The sequence below is a fragment of the Streptomyces sp. T028 genome (assembly GCF_048159505.1).
Taxonomy (GTDB): Bacteria; Actinomycetota; Actinomycetes; order Streptomycetales; family Streptomycetaceae; genus Streptomyces.
This window is the reverse complement of record NZ_JBLRVZ010000050.1, coordinates 93297-114467: the sequence shown is the minus strand read 5'-3', so window position 1 is coordinate 114467 and position 21171 is coordinate 93297. Positions and strand designations below refer to the sequence as shown.

The 21171-nt window shown below is 69.4% G+C and carries 17 protein-coding genes; 11 read left to right on the top strand and 6 right to left on the bottom strand.

Annotation, left to right across the window (positions count from 1 at the left end; genetic code table 11):
- Positions 1 to 118: 118 nt before the first annotated feature.
- From ACLZN2_RS39875 to ACLZN2_RS39835, 9 genes are all read left to right on the top strand, one after another.
- The gene (locus ACLZN2_RS39875) at positions 119 to 1276 is read left to right on the top strand and encodes a mandelate racemase/muconate lactonizing enzyme family protein (protein WP_416984509.1); all 1158 of its coding nucleotides are present in this window, start codon (positions 119 to 121) and stop codon (positions 1274 to 1276) included.
- Positions 1273 to 2277, top strand: coding sequence for a zinc-dependent alcohol dehydrogenase (locus ACLZN2_RS39870; protein ID WP_416984508.1), 1005 nt, complete (start codon positions 1273 to 1275; stop codon positions 2275 to 2277). Before ACLZN2_RS39875 ends, ACLZN2_RS39870 begins: the two co-directional genes overlap by 4 nt.
- A gap of 123 nt (positions 2278 to 2400) precedes the next feature.
- Positions 2401 to 3369 carry a hypothetical protein gene (locus tag ACLZN2_RS39865; protein WP_416984507.1) on the top strand — a complete coding sequence of 323 codons (969 nt, stop codon included), beginning with the start codon at positions 2401 to 2403 and terminating at the stop codon, positions 3367 to 3369.
- A gap of 149 nt (positions 3370 to 3518) precedes the next feature.
- Positions 3519 to 4625, top strand: coding sequence for a multiple monosaccharide ABC transporter substrate-binding protein (gene chvE / locus ACLZN2_RS39860; protein ID WP_416984506.1), 1107 nt, complete (start codon positions 3519 to 3521; stop codon positions 4623 to 4625).
- Between the two features lie 32 nt (positions 4626 to 4657).
- Complete coding sequence (gene mmsA / locus ACLZN2_RS39855) at positions 4658 to 6208, top strand: multiple monosaccharide ABC transporter ATP-binding protein (protein WP_416984504.1); 1551 nt, start codon at positions 4658 to 4660, stop codon at positions 6206 to 6208.
- Positions 6205 to 7452 (top strand): multiple monosaccharide ABC transporter permease, encoded by a 1248-nt coding sequence (gene mmsB, locus ACLZN2_RS39850; protein ID WP_416984503.1) that lies wholly within the window; start codon positions 6205 to 6207, stop codon positions 7450 to 7452. The genes mmsA and mmsB overlap by 4 nt, the downstream gene beginning before the upstream one ends.
- 69 nt (positions 7453 to 7521) lie before the next feature.
- Positions 7522 to 8613, top strand: coding sequence for an aldose epimerase family protein (locus tag ACLZN2_RS39845; RefSeq protein WP_416984502.1), 1092 nt, complete (start codon positions 7522 to 7524; stop codon positions 8611 to 8613).
- A gap of 188 nt (positions 8614 to 8801) precedes the next feature.
- Positions 8802 to 10424, top strand: coding sequence for a pyridoxal phosphate-dependent aminotransferase (locus tag ACLZN2_RS39840; protein WP_416984500.1), 1623 nt, complete (start codon positions 8802 to 8804; stop codon positions 10422 to 10424).
- 118 nt (positions 10425 to 10542) lie between these two features.
- On the top strand, positions 10543 to 11310 hold the full coding sequence (locus tag ACLZN2_RS39835; RefSeq protein ID WP_416984499.1) for an intradiol ring-cleavage dioxygenase: 768 nt from the start codon (positions 10543 to 10545) through the stop codon (positions 11308 to 11310).
- 25 nt (positions 11311 to 11335) lie between these two features.
- Here the strand turns inward: ACLZN2_RS39835 and ACLZN2_RS39830 are convergent, their stop codons facing one another.
- From ACLZN2_RS39830 to ACLZN2_RS39820, 3 genes are all read right to left on the bottom strand, one after another.
- Positions 11336 to 12460, bottom strand: coding sequence for an FAD-dependent monooxygenase (locus ACLZN2_RS39830; RefSeq protein ID WP_416984498.1), 1125 nt, complete (start codon positions 12458 to 12460; stop codon positions 11336 to 11338).
- 124 nt (positions 12461 to 12584) lie between these two features.
- The gene (locus ACLZN2_RS39825) at positions 12585 to 13094 is read right to left on the bottom strand and encodes a hypothetical protein (RefSeq protein WP_416984497.1); all 510 of its coding nucleotides are present in this window, start codon (positions 13092 to 13094) and stop codon (positions 12585 to 12587) included.
- A gap of 110 nt (positions 13095 to 13204) precedes the next feature.
- The gene (locus ACLZN2_RS39820; RefSeq protein ID WP_416984496.1) at positions 13205 to 13672 is read right to left on the bottom strand and encodes an ATP-binding protein; all 468 of its coding nucleotides are present in this window, start codon (positions 13670 to 13672) and stop codon (positions 13205 to 13207) included.
- Between the two features lie 374 nt (positions 13673 to 14046).
- On the opposite strand from ACLZN2_RS39820, the gene ACLZN2_RS39815 reads away from it, so the two are divergent.
- Both ACLZN2_RS39815 and ACLZN2_RS39810 read left to right on the top strand, forming a co-directional pair.
- On the top strand, positions 14047 to 14526 hold the full coding sequence (locus ACLZN2_RS39815; RefSeq protein WP_416984495.1) for a hypothetical protein: 480 nt from the start codon (positions 14047 to 14049) through the stop codon (positions 14524 to 14526).
- Positions 14527 to 14699: 173 nt separating this feature from the next.
- Positions 14700 to 17294: a tetratricopeptide repeat protein gene (locus ACLZN2_RS39810; RefSeq protein ID WP_416984494.1), complete on the top strand. Its 2595-nt coding sequence runs from the start codon at positions 14700 to 14702 to the stop codon at positions 17292 to 17294.
- Positions 17295 to 17349: 55 nt separating this feature from the next.
- Here the strand turns inward: ACLZN2_RS39810 and ACLZN2_RS39805 are convergent, their stop codons facing one another.
- The 3 genes from ACLZN2_RS39805 to ACLZN2_RS39795 form a co-directional block, all read right to left on the bottom strand.
- The gene (locus ACLZN2_RS39805) at positions 17350 to 17955 is read right to left on the bottom strand and encodes a recombinase family protein (RefSeq protein WP_416984493.1); all 606 of its coding nucleotides are present in this window, start codon (positions 17953 to 17955) and stop codon (positions 17350 to 17352) included.
- 146 nt (positions 17956 to 18101) lie between these two features.
- Positions 18102 to 20546, bottom strand: a complete 2445-nt coding sequence (fxsT, locus tag ACLZN2_RS39800; RefSeq protein WP_416984492.1) for an FxSxx-COOH system tetratricopeptide repeat protein — start codon at positions 20544 to 20546, stop codon at positions 18102 to 18104.
- Positions 20546 to 21049, bottom strand: a complete 504-nt coding sequence (locus tag ACLZN2_RS39795) for a hypothetical protein (RefSeq protein ID WP_416984491.1) — start codon at positions 21047 to 21049, stop codon at positions 20546 to 20548. Before ACLZN2_RS39795 ends, fxsT begins: the two co-directional genes overlap by 1 nt.
- Positions 21050 to 21171 lie beyond the last annotated feature (122 nt).

Below are 21171 nucleotides of genomic sequence, written 5' to 3'. Positions count from 1 at the left end.
CGAAACCGTCGAAACCGTTACCTGTTCGACCCATTGACACTCGGCTCACGCCATCCTTACTGTCTGGCCAGCATTTCGAACGTGTGACGAAATCTCGAACAGCCGAAGGGTAACTTCCGTGCGCATCACCGGAATCAGCACGCACGTGGTCGGGACGCCGTGGCGCAACCTGACCTACGTCCTGGTGCATACCGACGAGGGCATCACGGGTGTCGGCGAGACCCGCATGCTGGGTCACACCGACGCGCTGATCGGCTACCTGAGAGAAGCCGAGCAGAACCACATTCTCGGCTCCGACCCGTTCGCTGTCGAGGACCTCACCCGCCGGATGAAGTACGGCGACTACGGGCGCGCCGGCGAGATCGTGATGTCCGGCATCGCCGTGGTCGAGATGGCCTGCTGGGACATCAAGGGCAAGGCCCTCGGCGTACCGGTGTGGCAGCTGCTCGGCGGCAAGGTCACCGACAAGGTCAAGGCCTACGCCAACGGCTGGTACACCACCGAGCGCACCCCGGAGGCGTACCACAAGGCCGCCCAGGGGGTCGTGGAGCGCGGCTACAAGGCGCTCAAGATCGACCCCTTCGGCACCGGCCACTTCGAGCTGGACCACCAGCAGACCCTGTACGCCGTCTCCCTCATCGAGGCCGTGCGCGACGCCATCGGGCCGGACGCCGAGCTGATGCTGGAGATGCACGGCCGGTTCTCCCCCGCCACGGCGGTGCGACTGGCCAAGGAGCTGGCCCCCTTCAAGCCCGCGTGGCTGGAGGAGCCCTGCCCGCCGGAGAACCTGAAGGCGCTGGAGAAGGTCGCCGCCAAGGTCGACATCCCGGTCGCCACCGGTGAGCGCATCCACGATCGCATCGAGTTCCGCGAGCTGTTCGAGAGCCAGGCCGTGGACATCATCCAGCCGGACGTCGGCCACATCGGCGGCATCTGGGAGACGAGGAAGCTGGCCGCCACCGCCGAGACGCACTACGTGCTCGTCGCCCCGCACAACGTCGGTGGCCCGGTGCTGACCGCCGCCTCCCTCCAGGTCGGCTTCACCTCCCCCAACTTCAAGATCCTCGAGCACTTCAACGATTTCGCCGACGCGGAGATCAAGAAGGTCGTCAAGGGCGCGCCCGAGGTGGTCGACGGCTACTTCCACCTCTCCGACAAGCCCGGTCTCGGCGTCGAGCTGGACGTGGACGCCGCCGCCGAGTTCCCGCAGCAGCAGGCCCGCTTCGACCTGTGGGCCGAGGGCTGGGAGCAGCGGAAGCCGAAGGGCGCGAAGTGAGCACCGAAGTCGTCATCGAGGCGCCCGGCGAGCACCGGCTCACCGAGCACACCCCGCGCGAGCCCGGTCCGGGCGAGGCGCTGGTCCGGGTCCACGCGGTGGGCATCTGCGGCAGCGACCGCGAGGTGTACCAGGGCAACCGGCCCGAGGGGTACGTCCGTTACCCGCTGACCCCCGGCCACGAGTGGTCCGGGACCGTGCAGGCCGTGGGCGCCGGGGTGCCCGAGGGCATGGTCGGCCGGAAGGTCGTGGGCGAGGGCTTCCGCAACTGCCAGGTCTGCGACCGCTGTCACGCGGGCGAGACGACGCTGTGCACGGACGGGTACGAGGAGACCGGCTTCACCCAGCCGGGGGCGATGGCCACCACCCTCACCCTCCCGGCGCGGCTGCTGCACGTACTGCCCGAGGACGCCGATCTCACGGCCGCCGCCCTGCTGGAGCCCGCCGCGTGCATCGCGGCCGCCGCCATCAAGGCGCGGGCCCTGCCGGGCGAGAAGGTGGCCGTGGTGGGCACCGGGACGCTGGGCATGTTCGCCGTGCAGTTCCTGAAGGCGGGCTCGCCGGCGGAGCTGCTGGTCGTGGGCACCCGGGACGACAGGGAAACGCTGTCACGGCGGTTCGGGGCGACCGACTTCCGCACCAAGGACCAGGAGCTCCCCGACGACTTCGACGTCGTGATCGAGACCGCCGGGTCCGCGAGTGCTGCCCAGACGGCCGCTTCGCTGCTCCGCAGGGGCGGGCGGCTGGTCCTCACGGGCATTCCTGCTCCGGGCGCCGACGGTCTCGACCCGACGGACCTGGTAGTACGGCAGCTGGAGGTGCACACCGTCTTCGGGGCACCGCCGGACGCCTGGTCGCACACGGTACGGGTGTTCGGGGCCGGGCTGCTGGACCCGCTGCCGCTGGTCACGCACGAACTGCCGCTGGCCGAGTTCCCCGAGGCCATCGAACTGGTGGGATCCGGCGACCCGAAGGTGGGCAAGGTGCTGCTCAGGCCTTAGCACCCCAAAGTCGTACGCCGGTGCGGGGGCAACCTGACGGTCGCCGCACCGGCGTACATCCAGACCCACCCGCACCCTGAGCCGCGAACCTCGTCCGAAATACCGAACACCTAAGGACACCTTGTGACCGACGCTTCCGCCCCGGCAGCCCGTCGACCCGGTGAGCAGGCGCTCGCCGCACTCGGCCTGGGCGCACCCGCCCTCGACCCCGCCGACGCCTCGCCCCACTCCTTCCCGGGCGGCGGCCGCTGGCGCACCGAGGTCCCTTCGTGCGAGGGTCCCGAGGCGCTGGCCGTCATCCTGAAGGAGGCCTCGCGGCTCGACGTGCCGATCCACCGGATCAGCCAGGGCAGCGGCGTGTGGATGCTGACCGACGCCGAGATCACCGAGATGGTCGAGGCGACCGGCGAGCGTGACATCGAGCTCTGCCTGTTCACCGGCCCGCGCGGCACCTGGGACATCGGCGGCTCCACCCGCACCGACTCGCGCGGCGGGGGCTTGCGCGCCCGTGGGCACGACGCCGTCGCCGGGTGTGTCGAGGACGCCGTCCGGGCCACCGAGCTGGGCGTCAAGTGCCTCCTCGTCGCCGACGAGGGCGTGCTGTGGACGCTGCACCAGGCCCGTGGGGCCGGCATCATCCCGGCGGACACGACGCTGAAGGTGTCGGCGCTGATCGGCCCCGTGAACCCGGCCTCGTACGCCGTCTACGAGCGGCTGGGCGGCGACTCGCTGAATGTGCCCAGCGACCTCACGCTGGACCATCTCACCGAGATCCGCCGGGTCTCCGCTGCCCCGATGGACATGTACATCGAGGCACCCGACGACCTCGGCGGGTACATCCGGATGTACGAAGTGGCCGAGCTGATCCGGCGCGGCGCACCCCTGTACCTCAAGTTCGGTCTGTCCAAGGCCCCGGGGATCTACCCTTACGGCCACCACATGCGGGATCTGACCCTGTCCACCGCGCGGGAACGGGTCCGGCGCGGCCGGCTCGCTCTCGACCTGCTCGCGCGGCACGGAGCGGACGGCGACATGGCCCCGCTGGGCTCCCGGCTGCCCGGCGAACTGAACAGGTTTGATGCCCGGTCATAACGTTCCGGAAACCTCGCTTCACACAAGCCGACACAGGCGACCAGAATCCGACACACCTCTTTCTCTCGGTCTTCCCGGCGCCTCCCATCCTGGGGGCGCCGTCCATACGGCGAGACCGAGCCCTGCAACACACATCAAGGATGATGAACATGCGTAACCGCAGAGCCGCCCTCGCCGCCATCGCCGGAGCCGCCTCCCTCGCCCTCACCCTGACCGCCTGCGGCCAGGACAGCGAGGGTGGCAGCAACGAGGACAAGGGCAGCGCCAAGGGCGGGACCATCGGCATCTCGATGCCGACCAAGTCCTCCGAGCGCTGGATCGCCGACGGCGCCAACGTCGAGAAGGACCTGCAGGCCAAGGGTTACAAGACCAAGCTGGTCTTCGGTGAGGACGACCCCGACCAGCAGGTCTCCCAGATCGAGAACCTGATCACCCAGGGTGTCAAGGCGCTGGTCATCGCCGCCATTGACAACAAGTCCCTGAACAACGTCCTCCAGCAGGCCGCCGACGCCGACATCCCGGTCATCTCCTACGACCGCCTGATCCTCGGCACGAAGAACGTCGACTACTACGCGTCCTTCGACAACGAGAAGGTCGGCAAGCTGCAGGGCCAGTACATCGTCGACAAGCTGGGCCTGGCGAGCGGCAAGGGCCCCTTCAACATCGAGCTGTTCGCCGGTTCCAACGACGACAACAACACCAAGTACTTCTTCAACGGCGCGATGAGCGTGCTCCAGCCGTACATCGACAGCAAGAAGCTGGTGGTCAAGTCCGGCCAGACCGCGCTCACCCAGGTCACCACCCTGCGCTGGGACGGCACCACCGCCCAGAAGCGCATGGAGGACAACCTCACCTCGTCCTACACCAGCGGCCGGGTCGACGCGGTGCTCTCGCCCTACGACGGCATCTCCATCGGCATCATCGCCGCGCTGAAGTCGGACGGTTACGGCACCAAGGCCAAGCCGCTGCCGGTCATCACCGGTCAGGACGCCGAGCTCGCCTCCGTGAAGTCCATCATCGCCGGTGAGCAGCAGCAGACGGTCTACAAGGACCTCCGCAAGCTCGCCCAGGTGGCCACGGACATGGTCGACGCCTCCCTCAACGGCAAGAAGCCCGAGATCAACGACACCAAGTCGTACGACAACGGCACCAAGGTCGTCCCGGCCTACCTGCTGGAGCCGGTGAGCGTCGACAAGACCAACTACGAGTCGGTCCTGATCGACGGCGGCTACTACACGGCCGACCAGCTCAAGTAAGCGTCGACCCTTAAGGATTGGAAGGCACGACCATGGCGGGACCCGTCCTGGAAATGCGCTCGATCGTCAAGACCTTTCCCGGTGTGAAAGCGCTGTCGGACGTCACACTGACCGTCCGCCAGGGCGAGGTCCACGCCATCTGCGGTGAGAACGGCGCCGGCAAGTCCACCTTGATGAAGGTGCTCTCCGGCGTCCATCCGCACGGCAGCTACGAGGGCGAGATCCTCTTCGAGGGAGAGGTCTGCTCGTTCAGGGACATCCGGGCGAGCGAGCACCGCGGCATCGTCATCATCCACCAGGAACTGGCGCTGTCGCCGTACCTCTCCCTCGCGGAGAACATCTTCCTCGGCAACGAACACGCCAAGGGCGGGTTCGTCGACTGGCGGGAGACCCTGCGGCACGCCACCGAACTGCTGCGCCGGGTCGGTCTCGACGACCACCCGGAGACCCGCGTCACCGACATCGGCGTGGGCAAGCAGCAGCTCGTGGAGATCGCGAAGGCGCTCTCGAAGAAGGTGAAGCTGCTCATCCTCGACGAGCCGACGGCGGCGCTCAACGACGAGGACAGCGACAAGCTCCTCAACCTCATCCTGGAGTTGAAGAAGCAGGGCATCACCTCGATCATCATCTCCCACAAGCTCAACGAGATCCGCAAGGTCGCCGACTCGGTGACGATCATCCGTGACGGCCGGTCCATCGAGACGCTCGATGTGAAGGCCGCGGAGACGACCGAGGACCGGATCATCAGCGGCATGGTCGGCCGCGACCTCGACCACCGCTTCCCCGAGCGCACCCCGCACGAGGCGGAGGTGGGCGCGGCTCCGGCCCTGGAGATCCGCAACTGGACCGTGCACCACCCGATCGACCAGCAGCGCAAGGTGGTCGACGACGTCTCGATCCAGGTGCGCCGCGGGGAGATCGTCGGCATCGCCGGCCTCATGGGCGCGGGCCGCACCGAGCTCGCGATGAGCGTCTTCGGGCGCAGCTACGGCCGGCACGCGGGCGGAACGGTCCTCAAGGACGGCAAGGAGATCCGGACGAAGACGGTCGCGGAGGCGATCGGGCACGGGATCGCGTACGCCACCGAGGACCGCAAGCACTACGGCCTCAACCTCATCGACACGATCAACCGCAACATCTCGCTGACCGCCCTGGCCAAGGTCGCCAAGCGGGGCGTGGTCGACGAGCACGAGGAGCGGCAGGTCTCCGAGGGCTACCGCAAGTCCATGAACATCAAGGCGCCCACGGTGTTCGAGCCGGTGGGCAAGCTGTCCGGCGGCAACCAGCAGAAGGTCGTCCTCAGCAAGTGGATCTTCGCGGGTCCGGACGTGCTGATCCTGGACGAGCCCACGCGCGGTATCGACGTCGGCGCCAAGTTCGAGATCTACACGGTCATCGACCAGCTGGCCGCCCAGGGCAAGGCGGTCGTCTTCATCTCCTCCGAGCTGCCCGAACTGCTCGGCATGTGCGACCGCATCTACACCATGGCCGCCGGACGGCTCACGGGTGAGTTCCCGCGGGCCGAGGCCACGCAGGAAGTGCTGATGCGCCAGATGACGAAGGACAAAGAGGTAACGCGATGAGCACGGACGTCACCGACAAGTCTCCGGCGGCGGCGCCGCCCGGGAAGAGCGGGGGCCAGGCCACCGGCGGCGGGCTGCTGCAGCTGATGCTGAGCGGTCTGCGCGCCAACATGCGGCAGTACGGCATGCTCATCGCGCTCGGCCTGCTCGTGGTCCTGTTCCAGGTGTGGACCGGCGGTGACCTGCTGCTGCCGCGCAACGTCTCCAACCTGGTCCTGCAGAACAGCTACATCCTGATCCTCGCGATCGGCATGATGCTGGTGATCATCGCGGGTCACATCGACCTGTCGGTCGGATCACTGACCGCGTTCATCGGCGCCTTCGCGGCCGTGCTGACCGTGGAGCACGACGTGGCGTGGCCCGTCGCGCTGGTGCTGTGCCTCGTCGTGGGCGCGGTGGCCGGCTCGGTGCAGGGCGTCCTGATCGCCTATCTCGGCATACCGTCCTTCATCGTGACCCTGGCGGGCATGCTGCTCTTCCGCGGTCTGACGGAGATCTTCCTGGAGGGCCAGACCCTCGGCCCGTTCCCCGACGGACTGCAGAAGATGGGCAACGGCTTCCTGCCGGAGGTCGGCCCGAACACCAACTACCACAACATCACGCTGCTGCTGGGCTTCGCCCTGCTGGCCTTCGTGGTCCTGCAGGAGGTCCGCGACCGCAAGCGCCAGCAGGAGTTCTCGCTGGACGTGCTGCCCCGCAACGCCTTCCTGCTCAAGCTCGTCGCCATCGCCGCCGCGATCCTCACCGTCACCATGCTGCTCGCCAGCTACAAGGGCGCGCCGATCGTGCTGCTGATCCTGGGCCTGCTGGTGGTCGGCTACGGCTACGTCATGCGCAACGCCGTCTTCGGCCGGCACATCTACGCGATCGGCGGCAACCTGCCGGCGGCCAAGCTGTCCGGCGTCAAGGACAAGAAGGTCACCTTCTACGTCTTCCTCAACATGGGCGTGATGGCGGCCCTGGCGGGTCTGGTGGTCGCGGCCCGGCTCAACGCGGCCTCGCCGAAGGCCGGTCTGAACTTCGAGCTCGAGGCGATCGCCTCGTCGTTCATCGGCGGCGCGTCGATGAGCGGCGGTGTCGGCACCGTCCTCGGCGCGATCATCGGTGGTCTCGTCCTCGGTGTCCTCAACAACGGCATGAACCTCCTGAGCGTCGGCACCGACTGGCAGCAGGTCATCAAGGGCCTCGCCCTGCTGCTCGCGGTCGGCTTCGACGTCTGGAACAAGCGCAAGTCCGGTTCGTAGACCGGATCGGCCGAGCGGAATCGGCCGAGCAGAACGGATCGGGCCCCGCCGTGCGGCGGGGCCCTTCCCATGAGCAGGAACCATGAACAGGGAGGCGAAATGCCGGTGAAGTCGCTCTTCGGCAAGCTGGCCGACGGCACCGAGATCCACAGCTGGACGCTGGAGAACGGCGGGACCCGGCTGCGGGTCCTCTCCTACGGCGGGATCGTGCAGTCCCTGGAGATCCCCGACCGCGAGGGCCGCCTCGCGAACGTCAGCCTCGGGTTCGACAGCATCGAGGAGTACGTCGAGAAGACCCCGTACTTCGGCGCGCTGATCGGCCGCTACGGCAACCGGCTCGGCGCGGGGACGTACACCCTCGACGGCGAGACCCACCGGGTCGACGTCAACGACGGGCCGAACAGCCTGCACGGCGGCGCGCAGGGCTTCGACCGCCGGGTCTGGGACGTGGCGCCCTTCGGGGAGGGCGGGGAGGGCGGGGACGTCGGCCTGCGGCTGTCCCGCACGAGCCCCGACGGCGAGATGGGCCACCCCGGCACGCTCACGGTCCGGGTGACGTACACCCTCACCGCGGCCGGCGACTGGCGGATCGACTACGAGGCCACCACCGACCGCACGACCGTCGTCAACCTCACGAACCACGTCTACTGGAACCTGGCCGGCGAGGGCAGCGGCTCGGTCGCGGGCCACGAACTGTCCCTCGCCGCCTCCCGCTACACCCCGGTCGGCCCGGGACTGATCCCCACGGGCGAGCTCGCCGACGTCGCGGGCACCCCCTTCGACTTCCGCGAGGCCAAGGAGATCGGCCGGGACCTGCGCATCGCAGACCCGCAGCTGCTGCACGGGCAGGGCTACGACCACAACTGGGTCCTCGACAAGGGCGTCACCGAGGAGCCCGTCCCGGTGGCGTTCCTGCGCGACCCCTCCTCGGGCCGCACCCTGACCGTCGCCACGACCGAGCCGGGGCTGCAGTTCTACTCCGGCAACTTCCTCGACGGCACCCTCACCGGCCCGGCCGGCCGCGTCTACCGTCAGGGCGACGCGCTCTGCCTGGAGACCCAGCACTTCCCGGACTCCCCGAACCAGCCGTCGTTCCCGTCGACGACCCTGCGCCCCGGGGAGACGTACCGGTCGACGACGGTGCACACCTTCGGGGTGTAGCACCCCTGGTCCGGGAACGCGGATGCGAAACCCGGGTTCCCGGTTCCGCAACTCACATTTTTTTCACACCGGTTGAACGGGGTAACTCACACCTGCGTATGTAGAGGTGGCCCGTGCTCCCCCGCGCGGGCCACCCGCGACAGACGGGCCCGGTCGTCCCCAACGGGCCCGCCCCATACGGAGGTTCCATGGCCGACAACGTCACCTCGTTGTTCCGCAGTACGGCGGCCCACAGTCCGTCGATGGCGGCACTGACACGAGAAGGCGGCGACGGGACGGGCCCGGTCGACTTCTGTATCCCCTGCAACCCCTACTTCCCCACCCCGGCCATGATGGACACCATGTCCGCGAAGCTCCGGGACATCGTCACGTACTACCCGAGCAGCGCCGACACGATCACCGCCGAGCTGTGCAACCTCCTCCAGCTGCCGCCGTCGGCCGTCGCGATGGGCAACGGCTCCACCGAGCTGATCACCTGGATCGACCATCTGCTGATCCGTGAGTCCGTCGCCGTCCCCGTGCCCACCTTCGGCCGCTGGACCGACCAGCCGATGGAGACCGGCAAGCGGGTCGACATGTTCCCGCTCCAGGAGTCCAGCGGCTTCGCCCTCGACCTCGCCCAGTACGCCGAGTTCATCCGCACCCGTGGGACCCGGGCCGCGGTCATCTGCAACCCGAACAACCCCGACGGCGGCTTCCTGCACAAGCACGCCCTCGTGCAGTTCATGGACGCGATGGCGGACCTCGACCTGATCGTCATCGACGAGTCGTTCCTGGAGTTCGCCGACGCGGAGCAGGAGCCCAGCGTCGTGCAGGAGGCGATGATCCGGCCGAACGTCATCGTCCTGCGCAGCCTCGGCAAGAACTTCGGTCTGCACGGCATCCGCTTCGGCTACATGGTCGCCAACCCCTCCCTGGCCGGCAAGGTCCGCTCGATGCTGCCGAAGTGGAACCTCAACGCCTTCGCCGAGTACGTGGTCTTCATGCTCAAGGAGCACGGCCCCGAGTACATGCAGAGCCTGATGCAGGTGCGCCGGGACCGCCTCGACATGGCCAGCCAGCTCTCGGCGCTCCCCGGCCTCACGGTCTACCCCTCCCAGGGCAACTTCCTCTTCGTGCGCCTTCCCGTCGGCGCCGAGGGCACGGTCGTGCGGGACCGGCTGCTCACCGAGCACCGCATCCTGATCCGTGAGTGCGGCAACAAGATCGGCTCCTCCAGCCGCTTCGCGCGGCTCGTGGTGCGCCCCCAGGTGGACGTACGTCGCCTGGTGTCCGGCCTGGAACAGGTGCTCTACGGGACCAGGAGAGGAGCCGCCGTGCCCGAGCTGGGCGCCGGGACCAGCTACAGCTCGGGCACGGCCGCCGTGGACCGGCTGCTGGTCGAGGCGACCAACGGGGCGGGTATGCAGGGCCTCGCCGCTCAGGCCATGGGCATGCCGGGGCTGGTCGCGGCCCCGGCCGCCGCCGGCATGCCCATGCAGGCGCCCGCCATGATGGCGCCGGCCGCCCCGTCCAACGGCGCCGGGATGCCGTTGCCGGCCGCCGCACAGGTCTTCCCCCAGCCTGTGCCCGCGGCCGCTCCGGCCCCGGCGCCGGTCCCCGCGCCCGCGCCGATGATGGCTCCGGCCATGCAGGCGCCGATGGCTCCCGCCGCCGCGACCCCGCCGGGGGTTCCGGCTCGAGGTGGGCTCACCGCCGCGCAGGTGCGCGGGACCACCGGGCTTGCGCCCGCGGCGGCCACCGGGTGGCCCAACACCCAGCCCAACGCGCAGTCCTGGCCCAACGCGGCGGGGATGGGGCAGGTCGGGTAGCGCCGTTGGGGAGCCCACCCGGTCCTGTCGACACTTTGCCCGGCAAGTAACTTGACGGGTGCTCACTTTGCCGTTCTGACAGCCTCCCGACAGGGAGGCTCCCTACGGTGCCGTGTTCATGACAGACACCTCGGAAACTCGCAGCCCCATCGGACGCCGCACGGTGCTCGTGGCGACGGGCGCCACCGCCGCCACCCTCGCCGTGGGCGCCGCCGCGTCGACCGAAGCCCCCACCGTCACGACGGCCGACACCGCCCCCGTCGCCGCCGCGGCCGTCTGCACCCTCACGAAGGAGATGACCGAAGGCCCCTACTACCTCGACGGACAGTACGTCCGTTCCGACGTCACCGAGGGCAAGGCCGGCATCCCGCTGAAGCTCGCCCTCACCGTGGTCGACTCCAGCAGCTGCGCCCCCCTCAGCAACGCCCTGGTGGAGATCTGGCACGCCGACGCCCTCGGCGAGTACTCCGGTTACGTCGGCAACAACGGCCACAGCGAGCCGGACGACGGCACCTTCCTGCGCGGCGGTGTCCTCACCAACTCCAACGGGCTCGCCTCGATCACCACGATCTACCCCGGCTGGTACCGCGGCCGCTGCATCCACATCCACATCAAGGTCGCCACCGGCGTCACGGTCTCCTCCGACGGACACTTCAGCGGCGGCAACGAGCTGCACACCGGCCAGCTCTTCATCGACGAGACCATCACGACCGCCGTCGCGAAGATCTCGCCGTACTCGACCAACACGGTCACCCGCACCACTCTCGCCCAGGACTCCATCTACGACGACGGAGGCGCCGCCTCCGGTCTGATGACGCTGACCGCCCTCGGGAGCTCGACGTCCTCCGGGTACTCGGCGACGCTGACCCTGGGTGTCGACAGCTGAACCCTTTCTGTCTTCCGGCTGGGCGTCATCGCAACCGCGGTGGCGCCCAGTCCGCGTGTCGGAGGGCCGCGCGGAGGGTGAGTTCGGAGGGGGCCAGCCACAGGGCCGTGTCGCGCAGGGCGGTGGCGAGGGGGTGGGTGAGGCCGTGCCCCATCCGGCCCGCCTGGCGGGCGGCGCGGGCCACGGACTGCGTGCGGCGCCGGCGTTCGGCGTCGTAGCGGCGCAGGGCTTCGGTGACGGTGGGTGCGCCCGCGAGACGGGCGGCCAGGACCACCGCGTCCTCCAGCGCCTGGCTCGCACCCTGGCCGAGGTTCGGGGTCATGGCGTGGGCGGCGTCGCCGAGGAGGGCGACCCGGCCGACGGTGAACGCCGGGAGCGGGGTGCGCAGTTCATGGATGTCGTGGTGCAGGACGTCCTCGGGGCGGGTCGCGTCCAGCAGGGCGGGGACGGGGTCGTGCCAGCCGCCGAAGCGCCTGCGCATCTCGGCGAGGGAGTCGGGGTGGCGTACGCCGGGCGGCACGTCGAGGACCGCGTGCCACTCGACCCGCCCGTCGACGAACACGAGGTGCCCGAACTCCGCGCCGGGCCCCCACGTCAGCGCCAGGTCGTCGATCGGGCCGAGGGGCGGCCGCTCGGTGACGGCCCGCAGGACCGTCGTGCCGCTGTAGACGGCTCCGGGGTGACGGGGGAACAGTTCGGCGCGCAGCCGGCTCTGGACGCCGTCGGCGGCGACGACGAGATCGGCGTCCGGCAGACCGTCGAGACCGGTCACCTCCTCGCCGGTCCGCACACATCCGGTGGGCAGCGCCTCACGCAGGACGCGGTGCAGGTCGGCACGGAGGACACCGACGACGGGGGTGCCGAGTCGACGCTCCAGAGCCGCGCCGTCCATCCGGGCCAGCAGGCGGCCGTCGGGGGCGCGGGTGCCGCCGGTGTAGAGGGGCCGTACGGCAGCCCGTACCGCCTCCCCGACACCGAGCGCATCCAGCGCCCGTACGCCGTTGGCGTGCATCGAGATGCCCGCGCCCACGTCCTCGAAGGCGGGCGCGCGCTCCAGGACCGTCACGTCCCAGCCGATCCGCCGCAACCCGATCGCGGCGGCCAGCCCGCCTATCCCCCCACCGACGACCACCGCGGTGCCCCGACTCATGCGCCCACTCCCCTTCCCCAGCTGATTCCGCAGCCACTTCTACAGACGTAGATGATGCGGGACCTGCCCCACCACGCGGTGGACGGGGGTGGCGGGCGCCGAGGAGAGAAACGATCGCGTCGGCTCAGGCGACGATGGCGACGACCCTGGCGGCGTATCCGACGGCAGCCAGCGCCGAGTCGACCACACCGGCCAGGTTGAGGGTGGTCCGGTTCTTGCAGGTCCACCGGTAGCTCGATGACGCGTTCCACACCGAGGGCAGAGCCCGGTTGTACCCCGACTTGTTCCAGTTGTAGTCGCGGGACCCGGAGTCGAAGGTGCCGTGGACCCGTCCCCTGGTCTCGAAGACGAACGCCGTGCCCGACGAGAAACGGACGACGCACACGCCGCTGTAGTTGTAGCTGGTCCCGCCGGAATCGTGCATGTGCCCGGACCAGTTGTAGGTCCCGTTCCGGTTCAGGGTCAGTGATGTCCAGCCGCCGACCGGCACCCCGCCGCTGAATGTGACATTGCGGTTGACGACGATGGTGTTCTGCGGCGCGGCGGTCCGAGGCGTGGCGGCGGTGGCGGTCATGGGCGTGGCGATTCCCAGTGCCGCCGCGGCGAGGAGCGCCACCGGTATGCGGACGTTCAAGGTTCTTCCCCCCTGTCTGTGCCGGCCCGGTGCGGGCGCGGCCCTTCCTCGCACAGCGTGATGGCGCCGGACCGCTCGCGGCAGGGCGTGGAACAGGGGCGCTCGAAGCGTCATTCCGAAAAATGACTATCAGGAAGTACGTCGACCTCGGCACGCACTGTCTTCCCCGGCGGCGGCTCCCGGTCGACCACCTCCCAGCGGGCGGCCAGGGCATCGACGAGGAGCAGTCCCCGACCGGCGTCGTCGAGCGGACGCAGGGCACGTACGGCACCGGGTCCGGGCGGACGCGACCCGGTGTGCGTGTCGCTGACCTCGACGCGGACACTTCCGGTCACGAGGGAGAGGCGCAGCTCGAAGTCCCGGCCGGGGACGCGGCCGTGGGTCACGGCGTTCGCGGCCAGTTCGGCGACGATCAGCGCGACGTCGTCGGAGGCCCCAGTGCCGTACGGGACGCCCCAGGCGTGGAGCTGGTTCAGGGCGAGGTGCCTTGCCAGGCGGGCGCCGCGCGGGGTGGCACTGAAACGCTGGGTGAACACACGTACGGTAACCGGGGGTTGGGGGGTGGGGCGGACTGTCATGAGGCCAAGGTGTCGGGCCCGGACCCGGCACGCCAGGTGGGAGGCGCGTACGCCGTGCAAGCGTACGCGGTGACGCACTGGACAGTACCGGTCACTCGCCGTGACCATGGGGCGCGGGAGGTGACCATGGCGGTCGAAAGCGGTGAGCCGGAGTCCTCGGACAGTCTGCGGACGTTCGGGGCGGTCGTCCAGGGCGGCGGTCGAGTAGGAGCCATGCAGTGAGTGCGGTTTGGTGTCACATGATTTGACGCTGGGTGGGGGGCGGGTTGTGATCGTCGTGGTTTCGGGTTTGACCGTTCGTTCCGGGGTGCGTCTTGGCCGGGTGGTGTGCGGGTACGGTCTGACGTGCTGTCACTGTGGATTGAGGGGGCTGGATGACGGGCGTGGAGATCGCGGCCGGGTACGTGTTCGCGTGGCTGGTGCGCAAGGCCCGGCGGGTGGCGGGGCGAGCGGACGCTGAGGTCGACCGCGGGCTGGACGCCGGGATGGACCGGCTGCACGATCTGATCAGCTCCAGGCTGGGGCAGGACCCGGTTCTGGAGCGGGCGCTGGATCGGGCACAGGAGGAGGCCGCAGCCGGCGGCGAGGAGCCGACCGAACGCACGCGTCGGCGGCTGACCGACGCACTGCAGGACGCGGCCGAGGACGACAGCAGCTTTGCCGACGCCCTGGAGCGTGCGGTGAAGGAACTGCAGTCCGCAGCCGCTCGCGCGGGCGTGGTGTCGGCGTCCGGCGACGGGCAGGCCATCGGCGGGAACGTGGACATCCGCGCCGAGGGCGGATCGGCGGCCGCGCTGCGGATGGGGAACGTGTCCCTGGGAAACCCTTCGGCGCCGGGCCCGGAGAAGGGCTGACCGGGTCCGGCACCACCACAAGCAGCCCAGCTGCCAGCTCGCCCCCCGCCACAAGCGGCAAGAACCTCACCGCGACACGCGGCGCCGTCGTCGCCGAAAACATCGGGGAGGTTCACCAGCACCACCATGCCCCGCCGCGCACGCCGGCATCATGGCCGCACCAGGTAGGTGTGATGCCGGGACTGGCGCAGTGCTTCCAGGACCGGGCCGAGGTCACACGGCTGCGGGAAGCACTGGCCCGCGGAGACACCGCGGTACTGGTGGGAGCCCGGCCAGCGGCGGGGCAGGTGCTGGCAGGGATGGGCGGGGTCGGCAAGACCCAGCTCGCCGCCGACTACGCCCGCACCGCCTGGCAGAACGGCGAAGTGGACGTGCTGGTGTGGACCACCGCCGACAACGCCACCGCCGCCGTGTCGGGTTACGCACAGGCCGGCATGGAGGTGCTGGGCGCGGACCCGGCGAATCCGGAACAGGCGGCGCGGTCCTTCCTGGCCTGGCTGGAACCCAAAGCGCAGGAACGGCCCTGCCGGTGGCTCGTGGTCCTAGACGACGTCACCGACCCGACGGATCTGAAAGGACTGTGGCCACCTGCCAGCCCACACGGCCGGACCCTGGTCACCACCCGCCGCAAGGATGCCGCCCTCACCGAAAGCGGACGACAGCTGATCGAGGTCGGCCTGTTTACCGAGGCCGAATCTCTGGCCTACCTCACCGACGCACTGGCCGCCCGTAACCGCCGCGAGCCCGCCGAACAGCTCGCCGCCCTCGCCGAAGAACTGGCTCACCTGCCGCTGGCGCTGGCTCAGGCCGCCGCCTATCTCGTCGACGCAGGCGAGAGCGCGGCCGCCTACCGGGAACTGCTGGCCGACCGCACTATGACACTCGCGGATGCCGCCCCGGACGTCCTGCCCGGCGACCAGACCACCACCGTCGCTGCGGCCTGGTCGCTGTCCATCGACCGTGCCGACTCTCTGCGCCCCGTCGGCCTGGCTCGCCCCATGCTCCAACTGGCAGCCCTCCTCGACGCCAACGGCATTCCCCAGGACATTTTGACCAGCAGCGCCGCGCTGACTCACCTCACCACATACCGCACGAGCACCGGCCCGGCCCCGGTCGGAGAATCGGCCACGGTCTCCGCCCGGGACGCCGTACTCGCTTTGCGGGCTCTGCACCGGCTCAGCCTCATTGACCACACCCCCTATGCGCCCGACGCTCGTGGTGGGACCGTCCGCGTCCACCAGCTCATCCAGCGCGCCACCCGCGACAGCCTCCTCCCCGACCAGCACCACCAGGTCGCGCGGACTGCCGCCGACGCCCTCCTGGCCGTCTGGCCCGCCAGCGAACGTGACACTGACCAAGCCCAGACTCTGCGCGCCAACGCACAAGCGCTGGCCCGCCACGCAGGCCCAGCCCTGTACCAGCCGGATGCGCACGCGGTGCTCTACCGCACCGGCCACAGCCTCGGCGAGACTGGCCAAGTTACTGCCGCCCGCGACCACTACCAGCGCCTCGCCGAAATCACAACCACTCAGCTCGGCCCCGACTGCCCCGACACTCTTGCTGCCCGCGGCGAATTTGCGCGCTGGCGATGGCGGGCGGGCGATCTTGCCGGGGCCGCTATCGCTCTCGCCGAACTGCTCGAAGACCAGCAGCGGGTGCTCGGCAAGGATCACCCTGACGCCCTCATCACTCGCAACAACCTCGCCTCGATTCAGGGGGAGGCGGGTGACGCGGCCGGGGCCGTTACCGCTCTCGCCGAACTGCTGGAAGACCAGGTGCGGGTGCTGGGTGAGGACCACCCTCACACCCTGGGTACCCGGAACAACCTTGCTGCTATGCGGGGGCAAGCGGGTGACGCGGCCGGGGCCGCTACGGCCTACGAGCGACTACTGGAAGACCAGGTGCGGGTGCTGGGCGAAGACCACCCCGACACCCTGGCCACCCGGAACAACCTGGCACGTTGGAGGGGGGAGTCGGGTGATGTGGCCGGGGCCGCCACTGCGTTCGCTGGGCTGCTGGAGCACCGCCGCCGGGTGCTAGGCGAAGACCACCCCGCCACCTTGGCCGTCCGCGGCAGCCTCGCGCATTGGAGGGGGGAAGCGGGGGATGCGGCCGGGGCTGCTACCGCTCTCGCCGAACTGTTGGAAGACCAACTGCGCGTCTTGGGCGTGGACCACCCCGACACGCTTGCGACCCGGAACAACCTTGCTGCTATGCGGGGGCAAGCGGGTGACGCGGCCGGGGCCGCTACGGCCTACGAGCGACTACTGGAAGACCAGGTGCGGGTGCTGGGCGAAGACCACCCCGACACCCTGGCCATCCGCGGCAGCCTCGCGCGCTGGCGGTGGCGGGCAGGANCAGGAAGTGATGCGGCTGGGGCCGTTGCCGTCCTTGCTGAACTGCTGGAAGACCAGGTGCGGGTGCTGGGTGAGGACCACCCTCACACCCTGGGTACCCGGAACAACCTTGCTGCTATGCGGGGGCAAGCGGGTGACGCGGCCGGGGCCGCCACTGCGTTCGCTGGGCTGCTGGAGCACCGCCGCCGGGTGCTGGGCGAAGACCACCCCGACACGCTTGCGACCCGGAACAACCTTGCTGCTATGCGGGGACGCGCGGGTGATGCGGCTGGGGCCGTTGCCGTCCTTGCTGAACTACTGGAAGACCAGGTGCGGGTGCTGGGTGAGGACCACCCTCAGACCCTCGCTGTCCGGGATAACCTCGCGCGCTGGAGGAGGCGGGCAGGTGACGTGGCCGAGGAACCATCATAACGGCCGCAAAACAACGGATATCGCTGACCAGCAGGGATGCACACCGGGTAGCTGATCAACCATCGTGTACGACTTGTTCAGCGGTGGTGCTCTCGCGGTGCTTGCGTAGCTCGCGGTACAGCGTGGAGCGGCTGATGCCGAGGTCGGCGGCGACCTGTTCGGGAATGGCGCCGTCCTTGATCCGCTGGGCGGCTCCGGCCCGGGTGGTCGCGTTGAGCTTCGCCGGGCGTCCGGTCGGCAGTCCGCGGGCCTGCTTGGCCGCGCGGGCGCCGGCGGCGCGCTCCAACATGTAGATCCGTTCCATCTGGGCGAACATCGCCAGCAGCGCGATGGCCATGTCGGTGCCGGGTCCCGGTTCACTGGTGTCGACGGCGAGTTTGTCGCCGAGGGTGCGCAGGAAGATGCCGCGTTCGGTGAGGTCGTGGACAAGGTTGAGGGTCTCGCGCATGTTCCGGCCGAGCCGGTCCAGGGTAAGGACGTTGATCCGGTCGCCGGGCCGCGCGAAGCCGAGCAGTGCGGTCAGTCCCTCGCGGTCCATGTTCGCGCCGGTGCGCTTGTCGACGTAGATGTGCTCCTCGGCGACGCCGGCGTCGCGCATGGCGTCGATCTGCCGGGCGAGGTCCTGCGCGGTCGTGCTGACGCGGCAATATGCGAGATCCATCCCGCGACTGTCCCATAACCTGACGTCGTGGCGCGGGTTTTGACCAAGCCTTATGACACCAGCTTCTGATACAGGGCGACCTGCGGGAACGAGATCACGTTCCGACGGCCGTCCACTTGTGTCACATCCATGCTTATGACACGCGGTCAGGGTCGGGCGATACCACCACTGTCGCGTTGAGTGATGGCGTAAGCAAGATTGGTTCGCGCAGCTTTAGTCATGGGGTGATCAAAACTCAGCACCCTCATGCAGTCGGTGAGGTTCTGCTCGTGCAGTTCGATGGCCTGCTCCAGGTCGCCTGCTTCCCGGTAGGCGCAGGCGAGGTTGTTGCGGCAGAGAAAGGTGGAGGGGTGGTCTTTGCCTAGCAGCCGCACGGTGTTGGTGAGGTTCGTTTCGAACAGCTGGATAGCCCGGCTCAGGTCCCCCGCCGTCCGGTAGGCGCATGCGAGATTGCCGTAGGAGTCCAGGGTGGAGGGGTGGTCTTTGCCTAGCAGCCGCACGGTGTTGGTGAGGTTCGTTTCGAACAGCGGGATCGCCCGCCCCAGATCCCCCACCGACTCGTAGGCGCCGGCGAGGTTGTTGCGGGAGACCAGGGTGTCGGGGTGGCCCTCGCCCAGCACCCTCAGCCGTTCGTTCAAGGTCAGCTCATGTAGTGGGATGGCCCGTCCCAGTTCCCCCACCACCTCGTAGGCGGTCGCCAGATTGTTGAAGGAGGTCAGGGTGTCTGGGTCATCGTCGCCCAGCACCCTCAACCGTTCGGTGAGATTCTCCTCAAGCAGTGGGATCGCCCGGTTCAGATCCCCCGCCAGCCGGTAGGTGTCGGCCAGGTTATTACGGGAGGTGAGGGTGTCGGCGTGATCCTCGCCTAGCACTCGCAACCGTTCGGTGAGATTCTCCTCAAACAGCTGGATAGCCCGTTCTAGATCTCCCGCCGACCGGTAGGCGTAGGCGAGGTTGTTGCGGACTGCTCCTGTTATCACGTGGTCCTTGCCCAACGCCCGTACGGAGTCCGCAAGGGTCTGCTCAAGCAACGGAACGGCCCGGCCAGGCTGCCCGGCCGACTCGTAAACACGCGCCAAGTTGCTGCGGATTCTCAAGGTAGAAGGGTGGTCGTCGCCCAGCACCTCTGCCCAGCCGGCCAGGGCGCGTTGGAGGAGGCGGATCGCGCGGGTGAACTGGCCCTGATTATCCAGGAAGTTCCCGGTGAAGCTGAGCAGGTGTGCGGTGGTTTCGGTGTCGGTGTTCTCGGTGGTGTGGGCGGCTAGGGCCTCGATGTGAGGGAGCAGGGTGCGCCAAGTGGGCCACGCCGCAGGTGTGTCCCAGCGTGCTGGCAGAGCGGTGTCCAGCTGGATGGTGGCCTGTTGGCGGGCTTGGTCGATGAGTGTGGGGGTGCGGTGTGGGTCGTTGGGGTCGGGGGTGCGGGCGAGGGCTTGGACGAGGCGGTGGACGGCGAGGGTGTTGGTGGCGAGGTCGGGGGTGATCATGCTGTAAGCGGTGAGCAGGCCGAGTGCGGCGTTGCGTGTGGGTGGGTCGGCGGGGCCGGTGTCAAGCAGGGTGGTGGGGATGTGGTCGGGGGCGTACCAGGCGAGGGTGCGTAGCAGGTCGGCGGCGTGGGGTTGGAGGTGGGTGATGCGGTCGAGGGTGATGTTCCAGATGCGGGCGATGGTGCGTTGTTCGGGGGTGGTGGCTGCGCCGTTGCGGTACATCGCCGCCGGGTACTGGGCGAGCAGATCGAGGTAGGCGCGGGGGGTGGTGAGCAGGTCCTGGGCGAGGTAGGCGGCCACCTGCTCGATGGCCAGGGGGAGGTGGCCGAGTTCTTCGCACAAGTCGGTGGCGCCGTCGAGGTCCCGCCCGGGGTGGGCGGCGGCGGTGATGCGGGTGAACAGCGCGAGGGACTCGTGCGGGTCCAGGATGTCGAGGCGCAGGACGGTGGCGGCGTTGGTCCAGGCGGTGGCGAGACGGCTGGTGATCAGGAAGCGTCCGCCTCGGGCGCGGGCGAGCAGGCCCGCGATGTCGGCGGGGTCGTTGACGTTGTCCAGGACGATCAGCCAGCCGGTATGGGTGGCCAGCCACTGTGCGGCGCGTTCGGCGAGTGCCTCGGTCGGCAGGACGCGGGCCAGCACGGGCTGGACGGCGGTGGCGAGGTCGGCCAGACCCTGCTGGAGGGCGGCGGGGCTGTCGGCGGTGATCCACCGGACGGGTGTGTGTCCGTGGGGGCGGGTGGCGGCCCAGTGGGCGGCGAGGGTGCTCTTGCCGATCCCGCCCAGGCCGTGCACGGCCTGGACCACAACCTGGTTGTCGGAGGAGAACGCGACGTCCAGTTGTTCCAGTTCACGGGCCCGGCCTACGAACGCAGCGGGGCGCAGTGGCAGGTTGTCGAGCCCTGGTGGGGCCTGGACCTCGGCCGGTGGCACGAGTGCCTCGGGCGGCAGGTGGACGGCGGTGGCGTTGTCCCCGGTCAGGGCGGTGCCCAGGAAGTCGCCGCCGCCGGTGTCGATCGCGATGGACCGTGGCCCGGACGCCGTCGTCCGGTGCGGGGCAGCGGCCTGTGGTGCCTGCGGTTGCGCGGACCCCTTCTTGAAAAACCCCATCAGGCAGGGTCCTGGCCGAGCTGGTCGCCGGTGGAGAGGGTACCGGCGGGGTTGCCGTTGATGGCGATGGACCGGTCCCCGGACGCGGTCACCGAGCCCGGCCCGGGTTCGGGCTGCGGCGCGGCAGGTACGGGACCGGCCGGTGCGGCGGCTTCCGGGCGGGCCGGAGCGACCTCCGGAGACTGGCGTACCCCGGTGTCACCGGTGGAGATGTTGCCCGTCGGGTTGCCCTTGATGGCAACGCTGCGCGGACCGGACGCTGTGACCGGGCCGTCGGACGGCAAGGCCGGGGGGTCTTCCTGGCGGGTGCGGGTGGCGAAGATCTGGCCCCACGCGACGGCGAACGTGGCCAGCACGACGCCGGCCGTCGAGGAGACGCCCCACCGGATCGCGGGATCGGGAAGCACCGAGGGCAGGAGCACAGCACCACACAGCCAGGTGCACACCACGAAGACCACGATCGTGACCAGCCCCGCCGCTGCCCACCGGAGATTTTGCTGCATGGTTCCCCCTCTGCCCGAGCCGTCACATACACGACCACAATGGCAGTAACTCCCTTACCCCGTAGGCTGATCGCACACACGGCTCCGCCTTGGCGGGCGACCGCTGCCCGCGCCCTCGGTTC

Excerpts from the sequence above, each read along its gene's own strand:
- mmsB (WP_416984503.1), top strand. The coding sequence starts at position 6,205 with ATGAGCACGGACGTCACCGACAAGTCTCCGGCGGCGGCGCCGCCCGGG.
- ACLZN2_RS39795 (WP_416984491.1), bottom strand. The coding sequence starts at position 21,049 with ATGCAGCAAAATCTCCGGTGGGCAGCGGCGGGGCTGGTCACGATCGTG.
- chvE (WP_416984506.1), top strand. The coding sequence starts at position 3,519 with ATGCGTAACCGCAGAGCCGCCCTCGCCGCCATCGCCGGAGCCGCCTCC.
- ACLZN2_RS39805 (WP_416984493.1), bottom strand. The coding sequence starts at position 17,955 with ATGGATCTCGCATATTGCCGCGTCAGCACGACCGCGCAGGACCTCGCC.
- ACLZN2_RS39835 (WP_416984499.1), top strand. The coding sequence starts at position 10,543 with ATGACAGACACCTCGGAAACTCGCAGCCCCATCGGACGCCGCACGGTG.
- mmsA (WP_416984504.1), top strand. The coding sequence starts at position 4,658 with ATGGCGGGACCCGTCCTGGAAATGCGCTCGATCGTCAAGACCTTTCCC.
- ACLZN2_RS39845 (WP_416984502.1), top strand. The coding sequence starts at position 7,522 with ATGAGCAGGAACCATGAACAGGGAGGCGAAATGCCGGTGAAGTCGCTC.
- ACLZN2_RS39820 (WP_416984496.1), bottom strand. The coding sequence starts at position 13,672 with ATGACAGTCCGCCCCACCCCCCAACCCCCGGTTACCGTACGTGTGTTC.
- fxsT (WP_416984492.1), bottom strand. The coding sequence starts at position 20,546 with ATGGGGTTTTTCAAGAAGGGGTCCGCGCAACCGCAGGCACCACAGGCC.
- ACLZN2_RS39840 (WP_416984500.1), top strand. The coding sequence starts at position 8,802 with ATGGCCGACAACGTCACCTCGTTGTTCCGCAGTACGGCGGCCCACAGT.
- ACLZN2_RS39815 (WP_416984495.1), top strand. The coding sequence starts at position 14,047 with ATGACGGGCGTGGAGATCGCGGCCGGGTACGTGTTCGCGTGGCTGGTG.
- ACLZN2_RS39830 (WP_416984498.1), bottom strand. The coding sequence starts at position 12,460 with ATGAGTCGGGGCACCGCGGTGGTCGTCGGTGGGGGGATAGGCGGGCTG.